Here is a 21480-nt window from a genome sequence, read left to right as displayed (position 1 = left end):
CGGTTATAATATGAACGTTCGATGGGATTTGCCATGTCAGGACATGGTGCATCGTGCGTAATCTTCCTTATAAATAAGGAATATCTATGGAGGTCCGAACAGCATGACCTATTCAGCCGAGTTAACCAATAGATTGGAGTCCCTGGGCATCACCGAGGGATGTAAGATTTCTGTAGAGACGGACGGTAAGACATACACTGGGGTATTGATGCCCCATCACGAGTTCAGTGCACCCGATGTGGTCGTTCTGAAGATGAAGAGCGGATACAACATAGGTGTGAGGGTCACCGAAGGGACACGCATGGAGATGATCGAGGAACCGATCATCAGAGAGAAGAAGGATGTCGAGATCGAGGAGAAGAAAGGACTCCCGACATTGGTGCTCATCGGTACCGGAGGTACGATCGCATCCTATGTGGATTACAGGACGGGTGCTGTGCATCCCGCATTATCGACATCGGATATGGTGAATGCGGTACCTGAGATCAGAGAGATCGCGAACGTCCGTGCGAAGGTATTGTTCTCCATATTCTCTGAGAACATGAACATCGAACATTGGCAGGAATTGGCCAAGGCTGTGGCCGATGAGATCGACAATGGTGCGGATGGGGTCATAATACCCCATGGTACGGATACCATGGGTTACACCGCAGCAGCGTTGTCATTCATGCTCGGAGATGTTCCGAAACCTGTTGTATTGGTAGGTGCACAGAGGTCATCCGACAGACCATCTTCCGATGCATCCACGAATCTCATGGCATGTGCACAGTTCTGTACAAAATCGAACAAGGCAGGCGTATACGTCGTCATGCACGATACCTCTGGGGATGATTCATTCGCTGTTCACATAGGCTCCAGGGTAAGGAAGATGCATACGTCGAGGCGTGATGCATTCAAGAGCATCAATACCGTTCCTGCGGCCAACATCGATAAGGATTGGAAGATAACCCTGAACATGGACCTTCCTTCCAAACGTGACGGGAAAGTCATCGTCAAAGAGGGGATGTGCAGTAAGACCGTTCTTTTGCAATACTATCCCGGGATGGATTCCGCATTGTTCGAGGATGTATTCATGAAGAGTGAAGGCGTCGTCATAGCAGGTTCCGGATTGGGTCACGTGAATGAGAACATGATCCCGTTGATAGAGAAGGCTGTGAAGAACGGAACGATTGTCGTGATGACATCACAATGTATCAACGGTCAGACCAACATGAACGTCTACAACACAGGAAGGGACCTGATATCAGCAGGCGTGATCTCGGTCTTCGACATGCTGCCCGAGACAGCATATGTCAAACTCTCATGGGCATTGGCGAATTATGATAAGGGACAGGTCAAGGAGATAATGAGGACTCCATTGGCTGGAGAGATGAGCGAGAGGAGAGTGTTCTGATGGCAGAGCCTGAGATGATATGCGGAATAGAGATCCACCAGCAGCTGGATACGAAGAAACTGTTCTGTGATTGTGAATCACACCTCTGCGAGGAAGGTCATGGATCCGTTTACAGGAGATTGAGACCTACCACATCCGAGACAGGGGAGATCGACAGGGCGGCATTGGCCCAATTCCAGAGGAATCTCGGTTACAGATACCAATCGGTCGACGGGGCATCATGTCTTGTTGAATTGGATGAGGAACCGCCACATGGTATAAACTCCAACGCGATGGAAACGACATTGATATTCTCCGAGATGATGAACGCACGTGTCGTCGATGAAGTGCATTTCATGAGGAAGATCGTGGTCGACGGATCCAACACATCCGGATTCCAGAGGACCGCATTGGTCGCTACCGATGGTGAGATCGATGTCAATGGAAAGAAGATCTCCATCCTCTCTGTTTGTCTGGAGGAGGATGCATGCCGTAAGGTGGAGACCACGGATGCGGAGATAACCTATCGTTTGGACAGACTGGGGATACCGCTTATCGAAGTTGCCACCGGACCGGATATCCGCACACCGGAGGAGTGTATGGAGGTCGCATTGAGGATCGGTACGCTTCTCAGGGCGACCAAGAGGGTGAAGAGAGGGATAGGTACCATCAGAGAGGACCTCAACATCTCGATCCCTGGTGGCGCACGCATAGAGATAAAAGGTGTGCAAGAACTCAGACTCCTCCCATTGTACGTGGAGAATGAGGTCAACAGACAGAAGATGCTCCTGAGGATAAGGGACATCCTTCAAGAGAGATCCGTCAAAGAGGTACCATTCGAACCTGTCGATGTAACGGACATCTTCAAGGATTGCGAATCCAAGGTCATACAAGGTGCATTGAAGGATAAGGGCAAAGTGATAGCCGTACGTCTCCCAGGATTCTCCGGTGTCATGAACGGGGATGGAGGCAAACTGCGTCTCGGTGCAGAGATGGCACAGAGGGCCAGGACAAAAGGCGTCAAAGGCATATTCCACTCCGATGAACTGCCTAATTACGGTATCGAGCAGAGATATGTGGATTCATTGCGCGAGTATCTCGGCATGGTGAATGAGCATGATGCGTTCGTGATATGCGCTGCCAAGGAGAAGAGGGCCAAGGATGCATTGGAGGTCGCGGTCGAAAGGGCCAACATAGCACTCAAGGAAGTACCCGAAGAGACCAGGGACCCATTGCCTGATGGTACGTCGAAATACTCAAGACCGCTCCCAGGAGCTGCGAGGATGTATCCTGAAACAGATGTTCCGCCCACGGAGATAACACGTGACAGGATGTCGCACATACGTGAGAATCTGCCCGAATTGCCAGAGGAGATCGAGAAACGTCTCGTCTCACAATACGGCATCAACGCTCAGCAGGCAAGACAGATCGTCCGTCAGGACAATACCGATCTCTTCGAGAAGATATCCAATGAGTACGATCTCACTGCTGTGGCTGCTACAACATTCCTGAACACATACGGTGAATTGGAGCACGATGGCATCGACATCTCACCCCTTACGGATGAGAAGGTGATGCAGGCATTCGGTATGCTCAAGGATGGATGCTTCGCCAAAGAGGCATTACCAACACTCCTCAGGGAGATGTGTGCGGGCACGGATGCGGAGAAGGCGATCAAGAAACTCGGATTGGAAGCGGTAGATTCCGATGAGGCATCCAAGATAATCGCCCAGATCGTCAAGGAACGTGAGGATTTCATCAGGAGCAAAGGCGGATTGGCAGCGATCGGACCTCTTATGGGTCCTGTCATGGGTGCACTCAGAGGGAAGATCGACGGTCAGAAGGCCAATGAGCTCCTGTCCGCAGAGATAAAGAGACTCATGGGAATCTGATGATCTTACGCTTTCCTCAACTCCAGGACGGAGAGCTTCTCGAAGAACAGGGGTAACTCCCCTGTGACCTTCACATCATATCTGGATATCAGTCCGTTCAATCTATCCTGATCCATCAATGATGACACTACGATAACGATACGTCCATTGGGATCGAGATGTTCATCCGACCCTTCAAGTAATCCGGGCAATGGGCCGATACCGTCGGATCCGCCGGACCATGCCTTTTCAAGTTCCCCTTCTTCATCCACTGGCAGGTATGGGAGGTTGAACACTATACAATCAAAAATCCCATCCACTTTCTCGTAGAGGTCGGAGTGCAATACGGTGATATCGACATCATTCCTTTTCGAGTTCAATATCGTGCATTCGACCGCGTGAGGATTCACATCCGCAGCGGTCACCGAACATCCATTCTTCGCACAATGTATGGACACGACACCGGATCCCGGGCCGATTTCCAATATCCTCTCCCCTTCCTTGACATCCAAAGATTCTATCAGAAGTATGCTGTCCTCCGACGGAGGATAAACCTCAGGGAGTACTGTGATCTCTATGTCGGGGTCGTATTCCATCATCCGTGAGAGGGCTTTCATCATTGATAAGACATGTTCCGTATCCGACATCCATCCAGCGTTCGATGGGTACAACGATTGGATTATCTATCTTGTAGGCGATATCCGCTCATGAACAACACATTGGATGTCCTTGCCATCGGCAGTCTTGTACGTGATGAATCCGGGAACATATTGCATGCCGATTCCACATCCACGCTCATCAAAGCGGATGGGAAACTGATCGTAGTGGATACGAGCAGCAAGGACATGAGGCCGTCACTGAAGATGTCCCTCAAACAGATAGGTGTCTTCGCCAAGGACGTCGATATCGTGGTATTGACGCACAACCATAGCGATCATACTGCCAATGTGGACATGTTCCCCAACGCCAAGCTGTACATCCATGACGGAGAGGATGTGAAACCCAAAGGGGCAGAGGTGATCGATGGGGATGTCACCATCGCCAAAGGCGTTGAATTGGTGTACACACCAGGACACACATGGGATTCCATGAGTGTATTCGTCAACGGCATCGACAGGAAGTATGCCATAGTCGGTGATGCTGTTCCGCTTCAGGATAACATAATCAAAGGCGTTCCGCCAGGTATCTGCGTATGCAAGGATGTCGCTATGAAAAGTATTAAGACGATATGCGATTACGCGGATGTGATCATACCGGGGCACGGGGCTCCGTTCAAGATCTGAGGAGAGATTACCATGTCAAGAGAGGTTCCAGAGGAGATTTACTACGAGTGTGCCAAATGTGATGACTTTACGACGCATGAGGTACTCAAAGGAAGGATTGGTAAGGCATCTCTGGAAGGGACATTCCGTTGCGAGGAATGCGGTAATGTGTTCTCAGGAACGATCAAGATGCCAAGGATGTGCAAGGTATCCGTCATAATCAGCGATGGCCCCGTATCCGAGAAGACCGAGACCGAGATAGAGGAAGGGGAGACCGTAAGGATCGATGACGAGTTCTTCCTCGAGGACGGGAGACGTCTCAGGGTATGTTCTATCGATCTCGGTGACGGTCAGAGGAGAAAGAGGGCACAGATCGAGGACATCAAGACCATATGGGCTCAACAATTCGATGTACTGAACGTCAAAGTCACTGTCAACGATAACCGCAAGAGCTATTCAAGACGCATCGAAGCAGAACCCGATGATGAGTTCGTCATCGGACACGTACTCACGCTCCCTGATATGGAATGTTACATCCATGCGATCAAGGCACGCGACCGTCTCCACTCCAAAGGGTCGGTAGAAGCGAGAGAGGTCGTCAGGATTTACGGTAAGATGAAGAGAAGGGTCGTTCCGATCATCGAATTCGAAGATGAGGACGAAGAGGATATTGAGTTCTGATACCCTCAACAGTATCTCTCATTCTTGAGTATGACATCCAATATGTCAGATATGTTGTCACTTCTTATGACATGATCCGCAGCCTCTACGGTGAGATCATCGGTAGGGTTGAATGCGATGCTCATCCCCGTTTCATCGAACATCTTGATGTCGGTGTATGAGTTCCCTATGGAGACGACCCTACTCGGATCGACACCGAACTCATCGATGAACGCTCTTGTGCGAATACCTTTGTCACCTAAAGTACAACCCTTCACATATCCTCCGGTGAGTCTTCCGTCATCATCGGTCAGGAGTCTCACTCCGGAATAACCATCGAAATCGTATTCGTTCGCGATCATCCTGGATGCTAATTCCAGTCCTCCGCTGCAGATCACGCATTTGATGTCATTGTAGTGGAGGCATGCCACGGTCTCTTGTATCCCTTTTATCCATGGTATGGTCCTCAGGATGTGAAAGATCCTTTTCTCACTGATATCGGGGTCGACACCGAACCACAGGGACAGGTCGCGTCTTATGAACTCATCCTCATCGATCTCGCCGGAATTGAAGGCGGTCAACGAATCCTCATTGCTCACGCCCATCTCGTCGTGGATGTATCCCCATGTGCTTCTAGGGACGGTAAGGGTGCCATCCATGTCGAATATCGCCAAGTCGTAGCGTCTTCCCATACGTCCGTGGATAATATCTGTCATAATAATCTTGACGTTATCATTTATACCACGATACACATCACGCATCGATGATAACGATAATAGGCACGATACATGTTGTGAACATAGCCGAGCCTATAATGTTCTTCATCAAACACATATGGCCGGATGCCGTGCTCGTCGAGCTGGATGTCACGCGTTACAATGCCCTCCAAGGGAATTCTTCGGAGACCGATGGCGACAAGGCGGACAAGATGTTCGAACAAACCGCGAAATATCAACAGAAACTCGCTGAGAACAACAGGTCCAGTGTGGGCAACGAGATGCTCACTGCCGTACAGACGGGTAAATTGGTCGGTGCGGAGATTGGTCTCATCGATGATGATGCGATGAGGACTCTCCAGAGGGCATGGGATGCCATGCCGTTCGGGGAGAGGTTCAGATACAGATTATCGGTGATACGTGACCGTTTCAAGGGACAGAAGGATGTACAGAGGATCATCGACGATTCTAAGTATGCGGACCAGGCCATAGAGGATATGCGCCGCAGGTACCCCAATTTCGTGAGGGTGCTCGTGGATGAGCGCAATGAGAAGATGTCCGCGCAGATCAGAGATTACGCAGAAAGATTCACCAATATCGTCGTCGTTGTGGGGGATGCGCATGTCGAAGGCATAGCCGATGCCCTTTCCGACCTGGAAGTGAGGAAGATCAGGCTCGCAGACATATTAGATAAGGACAGACTTGATAAGGTCAGAGCGTCATTATGGAACAGAGGAGAGGAGAATGAGGGTCAAGTTGTTGGCGTACACGCAGAACGCTGAGGCGATCTGTGCAGCTGCAGGTAAATCATGCTATTCCGAGAGATCATCGATGGAATTGGTCGATGCACCCAATCCGGGTAAGGTCCTTGGGAAGATCGTTGGGATGGGGCACCACTCTGTCATAGAGCATGCTGTCTTCACATTCTCCATCGAAGGGGTGTCGAGATCATTGACACACCAATTGGTGAGGCACCGTGTCGCATCATTCTCGCAGCAAAGTCAAAGATACGTGTCCATGGATAAGCCCACTTATGTGATCCCCAAGACTGTCGAGGCGGATCCCGAGCTCAAGAAGGAATTCGAAAGAACGATGTCGGAGATATGGGCATCATACAACAGATTGGTCGAGAAGATCCCTCCAGAGGATGCGAGATATGTCCTTCCGAACGCATGCACGACCAACATAACGATAACCATGAACGCTAGGGAACTGATCCATTTCTTCTCACTGAGGTGTTGTAACCGTGCACAGTGGGAGATCAGGGAGATGGCAGATGAGATGCTCAGACAGTGCAAAGAGGTCTATCCTGTGATATTCAAGGGCGCAGGTCCGCCATGTGTGAAAGGAGCATGTCCAGAAGGTAAGCTCACGTGCGGTGCGCCAAGGGTCGAATTCAGGGATTGAGGCCCATCCAACGGGACCTCGTCCGCAACTCACCCATCTAGGATACCTTTATATAACGAATTATCTTAATCCGCTTTACTCGGTGAAGATACATGGGAAGAATCAGACCCACATACATCAAGAGAGTAGCGATTGATCTCGTTAACAAGTACCCGAAAGCATTCAACGATGATTTCGAGAACAACAAAGCAATGGTTGGAAGCCTCACAGACGTCTCATCAGTCACGATGAGGAACAGGATCGCAGGCTATATCACACGCTATGTTGACCAAGTAGAGATCTAAACGCTTTACACCTCTCATTATTAAACCCTAAATTCCGCATTATGATGAGCTCGCGTGGGGTAGCTTGGATATCCTCTGAGATTGCGGATCTTATGACCCGGGTTCGAATCCCGGCGCGAGCGCCATCCTGTATCTCAGAGTTCATCATTCTGGGATTCTTCAGGCCATACTTTCCTGACTATCTCTGCATCGCCAGGGGGTAGGATCCTTGATACCTCTTCTTCAGGTACCATCAATTCCTTCGCCATGAGCGCAGCGGTCTTTCCAGCCTTTCCTCTTCCAGGGTGGATGACGAAATATTTGTTGGAGAGCCTCTTCATGGATTCGAGCGGGGCGCACATGACCTTCCTTGAATTCTCATAGGTTATCTCTCCCACAGCCAGTTCCATCGGAAGATGGTATTCATAATTCCTCTTGCCGCGTATGATGAATGCGCCTCTGGGAACGAACTCCCCTGCTTGAGGTGTCTTGCTGACCTGATCGGTGTACACCCAATATGCACTTCCATCCGTGAGTGCGGCCACCCATCCTTTGGATTGAGCCAAGGCATAGATGCATGCTTCCCTCAGATCCTCTTCCGGAGCATCCTTCCCTTTCTTTATGATCGTGGATGGGGCCCCATGAAGGTCTGCGTGAGCGTACAGATCATCCTCCTTCAGATGCTTCTTGACGATGTTATCGTTCGTATGTGCATCCTTACCTGCTATCACGAGTCTTCCGGACGGCGCTATGAACCATTTGTATCTCTCGAACCAGAACTGTTTCGTCGGCTGTACCTTGTTGGCCATTGCGGCCTTGGTCTTCGCTAATCCTGCTTCCTTCTTCGCAAGTTCATCCAAACTGACATCAAGTGCGTCTTTGGCCCTTTTGGCCTTCTCGTTTATGTCCTTGCTCTGTTGATAGATGATCGATGCATTGGAATCTATCCCTTCCGTGTAGTCCAAAGGTATCCTTATGTTGTCGAATTCAGCGACCACCCTGTTCTTGGACGGATCGATCTCTGGAACGAACGGTATCTTCAGTGCCCCTTCCTTGAGTTTCTCCCATGTGAGCTTCTTCGATTGTTCTGAGAGCACAGCTAGGAGTTCGGTAATCTGTTGATAGTTGGCGTATATCGCGTCAGCTTTCAGTTTGAGATCGTCCGATTCCTCCTTGTATTGTTCGACCGTCTCGGTCTGTTTGGAGATCCTCTTCTGGAGCTTCACTATCTCCGGATCCACATATTCCTCTGCTTCGGCCTTCTCGGTCTCTGTTATGAACGCATCTATGGCCTTCGAGGTAGTATCGAATCTCTGTGCGGTGTAGTTGGAATAGATCGACATCTCCATCGGGGATATGTCGATGATATCGTCCCCGGATCTGTAGAGGATCGATCCATCTCCTCTCATCATCTTCTCTACGACAGAGCTCATGGATTCGAACAATCTTTTGAGATCGTCATCGGAAAGCTCATCGACTCTGGTGTTCTTCGGTATGCCTGCTACCTCGCAAGTCTCCTCAGCATACTGCCCTCCGAGATTGATCCCGGTGGCCAATGTCCTCACGGCATCGGATGTGGATGATCTCATTATCTCCATGAACTCTTCGAACGGCGAGGATGTGGGATCGAATCTGCGCTTTGGCATGATGTAATCCTCGCCAGGTCTGACGCTCCTGTCCCTCATCGTCTTATGGATCAGACAATTCACTATCTTGCCATCGAGCACTAGAAGGACATTGCCTCCGCCGAACATCTCGAAGATGAGCTTGTAGTCGCGATCGGCTTTCAGGACCTCCATGATGACCACGCGGTCGAAACCAGCCTGATATATCTCTCCGATGCGTGCGTTATCTAAATATTTCCTGAGGAATGTAGCGAACGACTGCGGGGTGACCGGAGTCTCTGGTTTCCTCTCAGGGAGATACAACCATCTCTTATCCTTGAAGAAGACGTCCTTCTTTCCCTGTCCCTGAACGTTGATACGTAACAGGACATTGTTGCCCCATTGGAATATCTTGTCCATGTGCGCATCCTTCAGTACTGCCATCTCATTGACGACCGAACGGACATCGAAAGAACTCATCTCCTTCTTCATGGACGGGGTTAGGTCCAGAGATTGAGATAAAGATATCCCATAGGTGTTCAGAAAGATTTATCAAGTGAACCCACATTGTACGCAATCGTGCTGCTGTGGCTAAGGGGTATAGCGGCGCCTTGGTAAGGCGCAGGCCGAGGGTTCAATTCCCTCCAGTAGCTCCATTCATTCTAACAATATATGATAATGTGATTGGGAATAGGTTTGTGGAGGTATAGTGCTATGGCACTACGCCATCTCGACTCAAGCCATTTTGTAGAAGACGAACCCTGACCAGATTTTCGGGAAGAAGAATGTGGTCTTCTTCGGCATCCTCTTTCCGATCATGGAGAGTTTCCATATGGTGTCAAGGCTAGGGTCGTTGAGTATGACCGCAAGATCGTATTCCTTGTTATCCATCTTCTTCTTCACAGACGGATATTCGGCGTCATATGCGATCGTTGCCTTGTCCTCATCCGATTTGTAGATGTCCTTGAGGATCAGTTCCTGCAGCACATAGGTGTCAAGGCTCCACATGGGATCGTCACCACTGTTGTATCTTGCAAGGATGTACCTTCCCGAGCGGAACATGAGTCCCATCTCCCAATCCTTGAGCTCTGACATCATCTCGTCCGCTGAATCCACTTCCTTGGTCTCGAATCTCTTCTGTACCTTGGATATGACACTCTTATCCGAGATCTCATCGCTCTTTACAAGTCTGTGCGTGGGCCATATGACCAATCCGCCATCGTCGGATGCAACAAGTGTCGCCAGGACATACGATTTCATCTCGTCATCAGGATTCTCCAATGAGTAGTTCAACGCAGTCTCATATCTGTGGTGACCATCGGCGATGAGCATCTTCTGATCCGTCAATTCCTTGGAGATCCTATCTGTTATGTCTTTATCCGAAATTCTGAAGTATTCGTGTGTGACACCTGCATCATCCTTGAATGAATACAGAGGTACGGCAGCCTTCGCGATGGCATCGTTGAGATCCTTGCTGAATCCTTCGAATATACCGAATATCGATTCCAGGTGCGTCTCCATATCCCTGAGGAGATTCAAACGGTCGGCTTTGACCTTGGAGAACGTCTCCTCATGAGGGATTATGTTCCCATCATCGTATCTTTCCGTCTTCAACCTTCCAACGAATCCTGTTCTGACCTTGGTGACACCATGGTCATCGAACGTCTGCTTGTACAGGTAGAAGGAATCATCATCCTGTACCAATGCACCATCCTCGATCCATGATTCCAGCTGTTCCCTGGATCCTTTATATCTCTTGTCAGGATCGGGCATGAGTGTGAGCCTGGTGACATTGTGGGGTTTGTTCTGAAGCTCATTGAGATAATCCCCGCTGATGACATCGTAAGGCGGGGATACGCGGTCCTCTATGCTCTCGTCACCTTTCAATGACGGCCTGTATCCTTTGAATGGAAGGAATGTAACCATGGTACACCTACTCATGTGTACCATTGGCGGTTATTATAATATTCCGTTATCGGGACTGTCAACAGATCCTGGGCACGGGGTCCCCTGCCGGCGGTTCGAGTATCCTCTTGCCGCCGATCTCCGTCCTCAGTATGACTCTGGGGATGTCGGATTCAGTGGCATGACCTATGATCGCAGCATCCCTTCCAAGCGGATGTTTCCTGAGTTCCTTGACTATCTCTTCGGCCATATCAGGTACGCAGCCGATGACGACCTTCCCTTCGTTGCCGATGCTGAGCGGATCGATGCCGAGCATATCGCATGCATTCACGACTCCGTCCCTGAGGGGGATGTCCGCATATTCGATCTCCATGCCGATCTTCGATTTGGAACACCATTCATTGAGTGTGTTGGCCAATCCACCTCTCGTCGGATCCTTCATGGCAACGATCCCTCCGGTCTTCAATCCAGTCTCGATGAGTCCGTTGAGAGGTGCGACATCGCTCTTCACCTCGCTATCAAAACCGTATCCTTCGCGGAACGACAACAATGCGATGCCATGGTCCCCGACATATCCGGAGACGATGATGGCATCCCCTGGTCTGACGTTGCTGTCGGTCGCCCATCTCGAATCGACCTTCCTGTATTGCTCAGCAACCTCCAGGTTGCTGTCCATGTATTTCGATCTCTTGCCTATGGCAGATGTGCACATGACCATCTGGTCCACAGCACCGGCTTCGACAACCTTCGTATCGCCTGTAGCTATCGGTACGCCGCACCCTTCAGCTGTCCTGCCCATGGATTCCAGGACCTTATCGACGATATCGATGTCCAATCCTGCTTCAAGGATGAGTGAGCATGAGAGTGCTAAAGGTGTCGCACCCATGACGGAGATGTCATTCACGGTACCTGCGACGGATATGGAACCGATATCCCCTCCGGGGAAGAACAATGGTTTGACGGTGTGTCCGTCGGTGGTGAATACGACATCATCTATGACGGCAGAATCATCGAATGAGTCCAACGGGACCTCGGCTTTCATCTTTGGAAAATGCGACGTGATATGCTTCGCGAGGAATTCCTGCATGACCTCCCCGCCTGAACCGTGGTTCATTACGACCTTTGCCATGTCCGTGCAATCACCCATCCATGCGATAAAGGTTTCTTTTCCCATCGCTTTGCTATGATGGTCCGATATATGCGTCACATAGTCGATTTCACCGAAGTGGTCAGATTATGAAATGATTTAACTATCTGTTAATGAATTGATGTGGCGGGCCCATGTGGTAGCTTGGATCAATCCTGATGGTCTTCGGAACCATCGACTCGGGTTCGAATCCCGACGGGCCCATATCTTCGTGAGATGTGCTTGTAATCCACGGGATTCAGTCATATGATCGGGATCATCCACTGTTATACGTATCATCAGATATGCAAAATCATCCAGATACGGTCCATTCAGAATGAAGGTTCAATCACCCTCACGGAGTCCTTCCCATTCATAGATCAGGATCTCATTATCCATCATGGATTGGAACAGTTCCTTGTTACGAACGGATTCCCTATCTATGATCCTGACCTTGGTACCGAAGAGATCCTCCAGCTCATCTGTGAACTCGAAGATGTCCCTCATGCTGACGAGTTTTCCTGAATCCATGGACAGTTCGATCCTATCTTCCGCCCTAGATCCTGTGGACATATAGATGCGATCGACCCCATATCTCTCAGCGATAGGCCTTATGGATGCAGAGATATCTTCCATGTTCATCATTTCCGTCAAGTATCTGGGCAGATAATATCCTATCCGTTTGGAAACGTTTATAATGTTCGTGGATGTCGGCGCCTCATGGAGATCGCATGGATATTGGTCGTCATCGCCGGTTTTCTTGAACCGTGTTGGGTATTCACTATGGAGAAATCTAATAGTTTCAAGGATCTGAAGTGGGGAGCTCTCACGATGGTGTTGATGGTGTTCGACCTATATCTCTTGTCGATCGTGATGCAGACCCTGGGCGCAGGATTGTCATATGCGATCTGGACCGGTATCGGGGCGGTCTGTACATTCCTTCTAGGCGTGTTCGTGTATAAGGAATCGGCAACGTTCATCAGGATCGCATTCATATTCATGATAATCGCAGGTATCGTCGGACTCAATCTCACGTCGGAGGTGCTCTGATGGATAAGCGTTGGTCCATGATATTCATTGCAGGACTGATGGAGATAGTCTGGGCGGTCGCTATGGATTACTCTGACGGTTTCACAATTTGGTACTACGATGTCATCGTAGCCGTATTCTTAGCCGGTAGCACGATCCTTCTTGCAAGATCGCTGAATGCAGGATTGCCCATAGGCACCGCATATGCTGTTTGGACAGGGATAGGTGCAGTCGGAACATTGGTCGTTTCCACCATTCTCGGTAACGAGGTGCTGTCGGTGTTACGCGTGATATTCGTGATCATGATCATCGGCGGGATAATCGGACTTCAGGTCACGACAGGCCCAAGATCGGAATGATGAACACAGAGGATATCTCTGCATCCATAATACCTATCGCTGAGAGATATTGGGTGTGTTCACCTTCGGTTGTATTTGTATCATATTAAATTTATTGGATATGTCCAACAAATCTCATATCCTCTCTAAGCTGAAGGGATTCTTCATGAAGTCTATGACGTTCATCACAGTAATTCCCATGCTATTCACATGACAAGGTACATCATCGCCTGTTATCACAAGTTTTCTGAATCCATCGTTCAGTTTCAGGAATGGACTGATCTCCTGTTCCTTTTTGATGTCATCATCCATGTGGTATGCTGATTGTATGTAGTACCGGCGATCGCCTTTGTTCGCAACGAAATCGATCTCCAATTGTTTGTATTCCCTCTTTCCGTCGATGTACTCTCTGATCCCTATGACGCCGACATCCACAGCGAACCCTCTGTATCTGAGTTCGTTGTATATCGCGTTCTCCATCAGATGTGCATATTCGTCTTGTCTGAATCCGAGTTTCGCGTTCCTTATGCCTAGGTCGGTGGAGTAGTATTTGGAAGGCGTGTCGATATAATCCTTGCCTCTTATGTCGAACCGTTTGGATTCTTCGAAGAGGAACGCATCCTCCAAATGCCCAACGTATTCGGATACGGTATTCCATCCAACATCCAATCCTTTGGTACGTATGGAACATTGCATCCTGTATGGGTTGGTCAAGGAACCAATGGCTGAAGAGAGCATATCGAAGATTTTGTTCAGAACATCGGGGTATTGAATGCCCTTCCTTTCCACTATGTCGCGAACATACACTGTGGATATCAAGGACGAGAGGTAGTTCATCCTATCCTCGTCTTCTAGCCCTATTCCTTCTGGAAGGCCTCCAAAGGTAAGGTATCTCTTCCATGCTGCACGTTCATCAAGGCCAGATACAGGAAGATATTCAGAGAAGGATAGGGGTTGGACCCTTATCTCGGTGCCTCTTCCTCTGAATTCGGTGACAATGTCTGACGAGAGGAATTTCGAATTGCTCCCAGTAATATATACATCCAATCTGCTGTCCGCGCGGAAACCATTGATCAAATCTACGAACCCATCTGCCAATTGTATCTCATCAATCATCACGTAGTATTGGCCGTCATCCTTGATGCGGGAGCGTATCTCGTGATCCGGCCAAGATGCTTCGCCTTATCCGTTCCTTGGCACGTAATGAGAGCACTACTGCATCCAAGAAGGCACTCAAGAGGGACATGTTGGAGAATCCTGATGATCCAACAATCGCTGACAATACTTTGGATGATTATCTTTCCGTTCTCGAAAGACTCCATTTCACGGATTTCCAATCTGCTTTCAACCCGAACATGAGGTCCTCGGTAAGAGTCGGGAAGACACCCAAGAGGCATCTGGCGGATCCATCCCTTACGGCTGCGGCGATGGGGATGGATACGGAATCTTACATCAACGACTTGAACTCGTTCGGATATCTGTTCGAGGCATTGTGCGTGCACGATCTTAAGGTGTATGCCATGATGTCGGATGGGAAAGTGATGCATTACCGCGACGGCGACGGGAACGAGATCGACGCAGTGCTGGAGCTTCCGAACGGAAGGTGGGGGGCCTTCGAGGTCAAGATCGGGGCCCAAGAGATAGATGAGGGTGCCGAATCACTGCTGAAGATAGACAAGAAGATACGTAATCAGGAGAAAGGAAGGCCTCCGGAGTTCCTATGTGTGATATGCGGCATGACGAACGCCGTCTACCAAAGGGATGATGGTGTGTACGTGGTGTCGCCGACAGTTCTCGGACCCTAAAGGCTAGTATGCTTCTCCTCCTTCTTTTTAACGTAGATGTTGTCTACGTTCGATACATTAGACATTGCGATTATGATGGGTCTGTAGCTCCCTTGACTACTTCCAATCTCAGGCGAGAGCAGTTGGGCATAGATGCCGAATCGTATTCCTCAGTCTATTTCAGCCTCTCGACCGTAATCTCTCCGGTCAGGATCCTGTAATCAGTTTCGAAGTCGTTTCTTAAGAGATTTATCTTGTTTTCAGGTAAGTTCATTGAGAACATTTCTTTTCAACCCTGGGCTTTCTTCGAAACCCAAGGCGACTGACCGAAGCCCTGCGTACACGACGCTTATACACTGTAAAGTGGAAAGCCCGATGACGCAAGGCAAGATAGCTGAAGGGTGGAAGAAAAAGCACAGGAGGGTTAGAACTTATCTTCCATGTTTGTTTAATAATATTGATATACGGTTATTCACTTTTTTCACATCATGCGCATCCAGATCAATTCCATTGATTTCAGGGGTTCCTTGGTCAATGGCCCTGGTATCCGCACCCTTCTTTTCCTTCAAGGTTGTGATAAGCGCTGCGAAGGTTGTCATAATACAAGTACATGGGACGTTAACAGCGGGGCCTGGTATGATGTATCTGAACTCTCCAATATCATCCGTGAAGGATGTCATAATAAAAAGCTGACCATCGCCGGTGGGGAGCCTTTTTTCCAATACGAGGCTCTTCTTGAATTGGTCCGTTCTCTGTCTGATTTCGATCTCTGCATTTACACCGGCAGTAATTTGGATGAGGTTCCAAAGGAGATCATTCCGTTCTTAAAGTACATAAAAGTCGGAAGATATGACAAGAGCAAGAGATGTACGACTATTCCGTACATCGGCTCGACCAATCAGAGATTCATCTCTTTGAGGGATAATGATGAACAGTAATGTCAGGTATGAGAATGCCTCTCAACGCAAGACCTACGTCGGTTACATTTATGATGTCGGTGAAAGAGCGAAGAAGGATTCCATCCTATCGTCTCTGCCGAAGGACTGGTCGGGCCTCCATGGGGATGGGCACATCCATATCCATGACCTCGACGCCTATGGTATCACTTACAATTGTCTCACCTTCGATCTTTTGAGACGTTTCCCATATGATGATTTCAAAGGTTTGTCTGACCACAGGGCGATAATCAAGTTGTTTACCTACTACAAGGAATTGATATCCAAGGTCGGGAACGAACAGTCTGGAGGTATGGCCTTTGCCAATTTTGACCAGGATACGGCCACAATCCTCATCAAGATCGGTGTCGCTGAGAATGAGTCCAATCTAGAGCTACTTTCCGATAGCATTTCCGATTTCATCGAGTGGTGCAATGCTTCCCACGAACGTATGGGGCAGGTCAGCTATTATGTCACACTCAATATCGGTCTGGCTGAGGGCAGACTCGCATCATTCATATGTAAATCTGTCATCTGGGAATTCGGTTCCCTTCCGAATACCGTGTTCAAACCCAATATTGTATTCAAGGTCAAGGACGGAGTCAATTATTCGCCGAATGATCCCAACAGATATCTTCTGGAGATGGCTCTGGAGTGTACTTCCCGCAAGATGATTCCGACTTATCTACTCTGTGATTGTCCAGCTGATAAGGGTGTGGATCCTCATCTCCTATCTGTCATGGGTTGTCGTACGAGAGTGGTTTCGGATATCTATGGGCATACCGGGGCGATAGGTCGCGGAAACATCGATAACATATCCATCAATCTTCCCAGGCTGGCCTTCGAGACGCTTTCTGCGCCAATCTCCGAGAGGTTGTCCATATTCAGACAGAAATGGTTGGATCTAGCCCAGATTGTGGCTGACATCCTTCTGGATCGTTATTACAAGACTATAGAGATGGAGCCCTCCGATTATCCCACAGTGTGCAGATACGGTCTGTGGATGGAGGATTTGGACGATCTCGAAGATGTATTCAGGCATGGGACTCTTTCGATAGGTTTCATCGGTCTTTCGGAAGCCTTCGAGATAATGTCCGGCAAGAAGATCTACTCAGATCGTGAGCTCATGGAAGAGTCACTCGATTTCATATCCTTCATGCGTGATTTCACTGATTCCTGTACCGAGCGCTACAAGCTTAATTTCTCCTTGCTGGCGACCAGTGGGGAGCTCATATCCGGAAGGTTCTGTGAATTAGACAGTAAGGTCTATGTGCACCCTGTTTTGGAGAAGGGGTATTACACCAATTCCTTCCATATAGATGTGGACAGTGAGCTTACCTCTCTGGAGAAGATATCGTTGGAAGGACCATACCACCGTTACTGCAACGGTGGCAGCATCTCATATGTAGAACTCGGAGAGGCCCCGATAGGCAATACAGAGGGCCTCATGGAACTTTTGAAATGTGCCGTCGATAGCGGCACCAGATATTTGGGATTCAATTTCCCGCAGGATATCTGTAATAAATGCGGCGAATCAGGTGTCTTCGATAGGTGTCCCAACTGTAAGTCCAAGGATATCCTGAGGATTCGCCGTGTCAGTGGATATCTCGAGGTCCTCGATTATTTCGTCAGCGGGAAGAAGAACGAGGTCGCTAATCGTAGGAGGAACTGATATGGCGAAGCATCAAGGTATACATATCGCGATCGAAGGCATGGACGGCGTGGGTAAGAGCACTGTCTGCAAGATCCTCAGCGAGAGGACCGGGTTTAAGAACATCGATAAGCCACTCAGGTTCCTTTTTAACGATGAGGGCGATTATGCAGAGTACATCCGTATCCGCGACAAGGTCAACGCTCATTCCGATCGTGTGTTTACATCATGGTTCTACGGTCTTTCTGCCACTTATCTGTATGCCGAGCATGAGAATGAGGACATCATAACCGACAGACATCTCGTCTCCAATTTCATCTGGAGCGGTGAACCTGATAGTTATAGGGTTTTTGACATCCTTGTGGAGGTTCTAGGCTGTCCAGACCTTACCGTCATACTGAAGGCCTCTCAGGATACGATACTTGAGCGTCTCAATCGCAGGGATGTCTGTGATTCCGATATCCAGAAAGCTGCCAAGACGGATTATTTCTATTCCAAGGTGGATTTTTTCTTCCAGAGGTATCCGATGCCTCACATCGAGATAGTCACGGACAAACTCACCCCTGGGCAGATCTGCGATATCATTCTGGATAAACTCGTTGCGGAGGGTATCATCAGTGGCTGATGTTACCGTCGGTACCCTGTTCATCGACATGAAATATGTCTTCCTGTACCATAAGTTGGGCTTCATCGAGGTCTCTCCGGATATTTTCATGAAGAGTTACGGCGGATTGGAGATAACAATAGATTCCGAGAACCAATCGTTCTCTTATCTGGAAAGAGATTATCCATTAACATCTCACAGGGACTTCGTTATTCTGGAGCTTTTGGATCGTCTTCTGACCTTGGGATACGGCACCAGCGATATCAGTTTGAACGAATCTGGGATAACTCTGGGGGAACTGGATATTCGCTGTGAACAGTGGGGGGATGACTTCGAGGCGGCATTATCCATGATGAATTTCGAGGATGGCCAGGTTCTGTACGAATCTCGTCTTTCAGGCGGTCTCATAGATATCGAATATGTCTGGTTTAAGGAGGATTTCAGATTCACCAGAGGGCTTTTCGAGTCTGGAATCGAGCCGTTCCGTTTTCTCCCTTCGAATTCGCCTGAATCCTTAGAGGTGCTTGAATATTTTGTCATGAAGGGTGCCGTATTGATCTCTTACACCGGGAACGATAAGATGGTGGAGATCCCACAAGGGATTGAGCGCATCGACACAGGAGCTTTCTGGAACAATACATCGGTCGAAGAGGTCTGCATACCAGATTCCGTCAGGGTGATTGCTGGAGATGCATTCGTCTACTGTTACAACCTAAAGAAGGTCAATATTCCATCCAGCGTAGCGGACATGGGTGACGATCCCTTCGCAGGATGCCCGGATTTGATTCTGTCCAATGACAGTAAGGCATTCGTTCTGGAGGATGGTGTCCTTTTCACATCCGACAGGAAAAGACTAATCCATTACACTCCTAGCAAGCTGGATTCCGAATACAAGATTCCCGATACAGTACTTTGGGTGGGTAAGCACAGTTTCTATGACTGTAATAACCTCCGTCTTGTGATAGTAGGCAAGAATGTGGATTATATGGGTAATAACCCCTTTTCAGATTGTCACAACCTCATCCTTAGGAACGAGAGTCCTAATTTCACCTATTCGGACGGTGCGCTTCTCAATCGTAACGGGACGACCATTCTCCACTACTCCCAGGGTCGTGATTCTGATGATTATGTGATGCCGGATTCCGTCCGCACTGTCGGCCGCAATTCTTTTTGGAACTGTAAGCGGATCAGGAGGCTGGTAATCGGAAGGAACGTGCGTCAGATAGGTTACAATCCCTTCGCCAATTGTACCAATGTCATCGTGGAGTCCAAGAGCCCCATGTATTCGGTGCTGGACAACGTCCTTTATGATTCCAACGCACGTGAGACATTCTGCTGCAGTTCGGCCATGGCCAAGGACGGTATTGTTCTTCAGCCCTCGACCGAGGTCATCGGCCGTAATTCCTTCGCTGGATGCGAGTCTCTCAGATCGATCGTCATCCCCGCATCTGTCAAGGTGGTTTCCCGCGGTGCATTCAGTCATTGTACCTCGCTCAAGTCCGTGATTTTCGAGGGAACCCCTAGGGTGATAGAGAAATGGGCCTTCAGCCATTGTCCGAACCTTCGCAGGATCGAGATCCCCAAGGGTACGGAGTTCGGTAACGAAGTCTTCATCGATTCTCCGACGGAGGTGGTCAGATTATGAGGTCCATCGAAGTCTTCGGTGACAATAGATTGAACAATCTGATCTATGAATCAGACAACCTCCCCGTTCTGAAGGAACTTGTAAGGGAAGGTGTCAAGGCGGATACGATCATTGTGGATCCCCCTTATAACACTGCCATCCCGTATATCGGCTACAAGGATTCCGATTATTCGGAAGGGTGGCCTGCATTCATGTCCGAAAGACTTGCCTTGTCCAAGGATCTTCTCTCTCCTACCGGTGTAATGTTCATCAATATCGATGAGAATGAGCTTGTCTCTCTCCTCACCGTATGTTACAGGTTATTCGGTCAGGAGAACGTCAATGTGCTTGTCTGGCCCAAGGTTGATCCCAGGTTCGATGCCAACAGGGTCGAGAAGCCCGTCTTTAATGTCAGGTCTGCTCATGAGTACATCGTTTTGTGCTATAACGACAAGAAGAATACTGTTTTCAAGAATACCTGTTTCGGAAAACCTCTCGAATCCATTGTCTCCGGATTGGGTACGACATCTTCGGCCAAGGATGAGATTGCGGCGATTCTGGGAGATAGGGGCTGTTTCTCCACACCGAAGCCGATGGCTCTTTTTAGAGAGCTGATCAGGGTATCGTCTGGAAAGGATTCATTGGTGCTGGATTTATTCGCTGGATCCGGGACCACCGGTCACGCTGTTATGGATCTAAATGCAGAGGATGGTGGAGGCCGCAGATTCATTCTGATAACCAATAACGAGAGCGATATCTGCCGTTCGGTGACCGTGCCTCGTCTGAAGAAGGTCATCGAAGCCGAGCATTACGACTCAGGCTTTGCTTTCATCCATGAAGATTGATCAATTGTACTCTTCGCTGGAGCATTCCCTGTAAGGCAGCGCCTTGTATATCGCATCCAGGTGCTCGCACACCGTGTTCCCCAGATCGGTGCGACCACGAGGGCGCTGTTCCTCGGTAACGTCCCCACGGACGGGTATCTTGCGAGCAACACCACGAGGATGTACGCCGACAAGGTCTCCAAGGAGCTCGGCATCGACATCGATCTCCGCAAGTGCAGACGCACCTACGGTCAGCGGCTCGTCGATGCGGAGGCGTCTATCTCAGTGGTAAGTGTGGTGATGGGTCACCTCAGCACCATGACCACCGAGTAGCACTACGCACGCGTCAAGCACGCGGTCGCCGTCAAGCAGTCGCGAAGACGTTCGAGCACCTCGACGAGGTACTTCAGGAGTTCATGGACTCCCAGATGCCGAGAGGGTTCGATAGCAGGCGCAATGCGCCATCGGAGGTCGAATGAGACTAGGGGATTTCGTAAAATCTCCA

General features: G+C 49.2%; 22 protein-coding genes, 3 tRNA genes and 1 pseudogene. 19 read left to right on the top strand and 7 right to left on the bottom strand.

From position 1 onward, the window contains the following. The first annotated feature begins 103 nt into the window (after window positions 1-103). On the top strand, window positions 104-1393 hold the full coding sequence (gene gatD / locus ACI2NF_RS01985; protein WP_400147036.1) for a Glu-tRNA(Gln) amidotransferase subunit GatD: 1290 nt from the start codon (window positions 104-106) through the stop codon (window positions 1391-1393). Continuing rightward, window positions 1393-3264 (top strand): Glu-tRNA(Gln) amidotransferase subunit GatE, encoded by a 1872-nt coding sequence (gatE, locus tag ACI2NF_RS01980; protein WP_400152810.1) that lies wholly within the window; start codon window positions 1393-1395, stop codon window positions 3262-3264. Before gatD ends, gatE begins: the two co-directional genes overlap by 1 nt. 5 nt (window positions 3265-3269) lie before the next feature. Here gatE and ACI2NF_RS01975 read toward each other — a convergent pair whose 3' ends face one another. After that, entirely contained in the window at window positions 3270-3842 is a 573-nt protein-coding gene (locus tag ACI2NF_RS01975; RefSeq protein WP_400147040.1) for a HemK2/MTQ2 family protein methyltransferase, read from the bottom strand. A 108-nt stretch (window positions 3843-3950) separates the two neighbouring features. Between ACI2NF_RS01975 and ACI2NF_RS01970 the strand changes: the two genes are divergently transcribed. Together ACI2NF_RS01970 and ACI2NF_RS01965 are read left to right on the top strand one after the other, a co-directional pair. Next, entirely contained in the window at window positions 3951-4526 is a 576-nt protein-coding gene (locus tag ACI2NF_RS01970) for an MBL fold metallo-hydrolase (RefSeq protein ID WP_177970995.1), read from the top strand. 12 nt (window positions 4527-4538) lie between these two features. Beyond that, the gene (locus tag ACI2NF_RS01965; RefSeq protein ID WP_177970997.1) at window positions 4539-5186 is read left to right on the top strand and encodes an HVO_0476 family zinc finger protein; all 648 of its coding nucleotides are present in this window, start codon (window positions 4539-4541) and stop codon (window positions 5184-5186) included. Window positions 5187-5191: 5 nt separating this feature from the next. Here the strand turns inward: ACI2NF_RS01965 and ACI2NF_RS01960 are convergent, their stop codons facing one another. Continuing rightward, window positions 5192-5857: an HAD family hydrolase gene (locus tag ACI2NF_RS01960; protein WP_400147045.1), complete on the bottom strand. Its 666-nt coding sequence runs from the start codon at window positions 5855-5857 to the stop codon at window positions 5192-5194. A 71-nt stretch (window positions 5858-5928) separates the two neighbouring features. Between ACI2NF_RS01960 and ACI2NF_RS01955 the strand changes: the two genes are divergently transcribed. The 4 genes from ACI2NF_RS01955 (at window position 5929) to ACI2NF_RS01940 (ending at window position 7697) form a co-directional block, all read left to right on the top strand. Beyond that, window positions 5929-6663 carry a TraB/GumN family protein gene (locus ACI2NF_RS01955; protein ID WP_400147047.1) on the top strand — a complete coding sequence of 245 codons (735 nt, stop codon included), beginning with the start codon at window positions 5929-5931 and terminating at the stop codon, window positions 6661-6663. Then, entirely contained in the window at window positions 6626-7288 is a 663-nt protein-coding gene (gene thyX / locus ACI2NF_RS01950) for an FAD-dependent thymidylate synthase (RefSeq protein WP_400147049.1), read from the top strand. Before ACI2NF_RS01955 ends, thyX begins: the two co-directional genes overlap by 38 nt. A 92-nt stretch (window positions 7289-7380) precedes the next feature. After that, on the top strand, window positions 7381-7572 hold the full coding sequence (locus tag ACI2NF_RS01945) for a 30S ribosomal protein S17e (RefSeq protein WP_177971387.1): 192 nt from the start codon (window positions 7381-7383) through the stop codon (window positions 7570-7572). Between the two features lie 48 nt (window positions 7573-7620). Further along, window positions 7621-7697, top strand: a tRNA-Arg gene (locus ACI2NF_RS01940). A gap of 9 nt (window positions 7698-7706) precedes the next feature. On the opposite strand, the gene rqcH is transcribed toward ACI2NF_RS01940, so the two are convergent. Further along, a complete protein-coding gene (gene rqcH, locus ACI2NF_RS01935; protein WP_400147051.1) occupies window positions 7707-9647 on the bottom strand; it encodes a ribosome rescue protein RqcH in 1941 nt (646 codons plus the stop codon). Between the two features lie 89 nt (window positions 9648-9736). On the opposite strand from rqcH, the gene ACI2NF_RS01930 reads away from it, so the two are divergent. Next, window positions 9737-9811: transfer RNA gene (locus ACI2NF_RS01930), tRNA-Thr, on the top strand. Between the two features lie 79 nt (window positions 9812-9890). On the opposite strand, the gene ACI2NF_RS01925 is transcribed toward ACI2NF_RS01930, so the two are convergent. Continuing rightward, window positions 9891-11096, bottom strand: coding sequence for a DUF1015 family protein (locus tag ACI2NF_RS01925; protein WP_400147054.1), 1206 nt, complete (start codon window positions 11094-11096; stop codon window positions 9891-9893). A 43-nt stretch (window positions 11097-11139) separates the two neighbouring features. Continuing rightward, window positions 11140-12189: a hydrogenase expression/formation protein HypE gene (hypE, locus tag ACI2NF_RS01920; RefSeq protein WP_400149485.1), complete on the bottom strand. Its 1050-nt coding sequence runs from the start codon at window positions 12187-12189 to the stop codon at window positions 11140-11142. A 146-nt stretch (window positions 12190-12335) separates the two neighbouring features. On the opposite strand from hypE, the gene ACI2NF_RS01915 reads away from it, so the two are divergent. Then, window positions 12336-12411: transfer RNA gene (locus ACI2NF_RS01915), tRNA-Arg, on the top strand. Between the two features lie 120 nt (window positions 12412-12531). Here ACI2NF_RS01915 and ACI2NF_RS01910 read toward each other — a convergent pair. Continuing rightward, complete coding sequence (locus ACI2NF_RS01910; protein ID WP_400147059.1) at window positions 12532-12828, bottom strand: hypothetical protein; 297 nt, start codon at window positions 12826-12828, stop codon at window positions 12532-12534. Between the two features lie 78 nt (window positions 12829-12906). Here ACI2NF_RS01910 and ACI2NF_RS01905 point away from each other — a divergent pair, with 78 nt between their 5' ends. Together ACI2NF_RS01905 and ACI2NF_RS01900 are read left to right on the top strand one after the other, a co-directional pair. Then, on the top strand, window positions 12907-13236 hold the full coding sequence (locus ACI2NF_RS01905; RefSeq protein ID WP_400149487.1) for a DMT family transporter: 330 nt from the start codon (window positions 12907-12909) through the stop codon (window positions 13234-13236). After that, window positions 13236-13574 carry a DMT family transporter gene (locus ACI2NF_RS01900; protein WP_177971391.1) on the top strand — a complete coding sequence of 113 codons (339 nt, stop codon included), beginning with the start codon at window positions 13236-13238 and terminating at the stop codon, window positions 13572-13574. The genes ACI2NF_RS01905 and ACI2NF_RS01900 overlap by 1 nt, the downstream gene beginning before the upstream one ends. A 114-nt stretch (window positions 13575-13688) precedes the next feature. On the opposite strand, the gene ACI2NF_RS01895 is transcribed toward ACI2NF_RS01900, so the two are convergent. Then, window positions 13689-14708, bottom strand: coding sequence for an ATP-binding protein (locus ACI2NF_RS01895; protein ID WP_400152681.1), 1020 nt, complete (start codon window positions 14706-14708; stop codon window positions 13689-13691). Between the two features lie 11 nt (window positions 14709-14719). On the opposite strand from ACI2NF_RS01895, the pseudogene ACI2NF_RS01890 reads away from it, so the two are divergent. The 7 genes and pseudogenes from ACI2NF_RS01890 to ACI2NF_RS01860 form a co-directional block, all read left to right on the top strand. Beyond that, window positions 14720-15358: pseudogene (locus ACI2NF_RS01890) on the top strand (ATP-binding protein); the annotation flags it as partial. Window positions 15359-15825: 467 nt separating this feature from the next. Then, window positions 15826-16275 carry a 4Fe-4S single cluster domain-containing protein gene (locus ACI2NF_RS01885; protein ID WP_177972097.1) on the top strand — a complete coding sequence of 150 codons (450 nt, stop codon included), beginning with the start codon at window positions 15826-15828 and terminating at the stop codon, window positions 16273-16275. Continuing rightward, window positions 16265-17944, top strand: coding sequence for an anaerobic ribonucleoside-triphosphate reductase (gene nrdD / locus ACI2NF_RS01880; RefSeq protein ID WP_400210999.1), 1680 nt, complete (start codon window positions 16265-16267; stop codon window positions 17942-17944). Before ACI2NF_RS01885 ends, nrdD begins: the two co-directional genes overlap by 11 nt. Window position 17945: 1 nt before the next feature. Beyond that, complete coding sequence (locus tag ACI2NF_RS01875; protein ID WP_400210998.1) at window positions 17946-18548, top strand: AAA family ATPase; 603 nt, start codon at window positions 17946-17948, stop codon at window positions 18546-18548. Then, window positions 18541-20172 carry a leucine-rich repeat domain-containing protein gene (locus ACI2NF_RS01870; RefSeq protein ID WP_400210997.1) on the top strand — a complete coding sequence of 544 codons (1632 nt, stop codon included), beginning with the start codon at window positions 18541-18543 and terminating at the stop codon, window positions 20170-20172. Before ACI2NF_RS01875 ends, ACI2NF_RS01870 begins: the two co-directional genes overlap by 8 nt. Then, entirely contained in the window at window positions 20169-20996 is an 828-nt protein-coding gene (locus tag ACI2NF_RS01865) for a DNA methyltransferase (protein WP_400210996.1), read from the top strand. Before ACI2NF_RS01870 ends, ACI2NF_RS01865 begins: the two co-directional genes overlap by 4 nt. Window positions 20997-21056: 60 nt before the next feature. Beyond that, a complete protein-coding gene (locus ACI2NF_RS01860; RefSeq protein WP_400210995.1) occupies window positions 21057-21308 on the top strand; it encodes a hypothetical protein in 252 nt (83 codons plus the stop codon). Window positions 21309-21480 lie beyond the last annotated feature (172 nt).

Source organism: Candidatus Methanarcanum hacksteinii, from assembly GCF_964305265.1.
GTDB lineage: Archaea > Thermoplasmatota > Thermoplasmata > Methanomassiliicoccales > Methanomethylophilaceae > Methanarcanum > Methanarcanum hacksteinii.
Note: the sequence above shows the minus strand (reverse complement) of the source record. Positions and strands in the feature narration are given on the sequence as shown.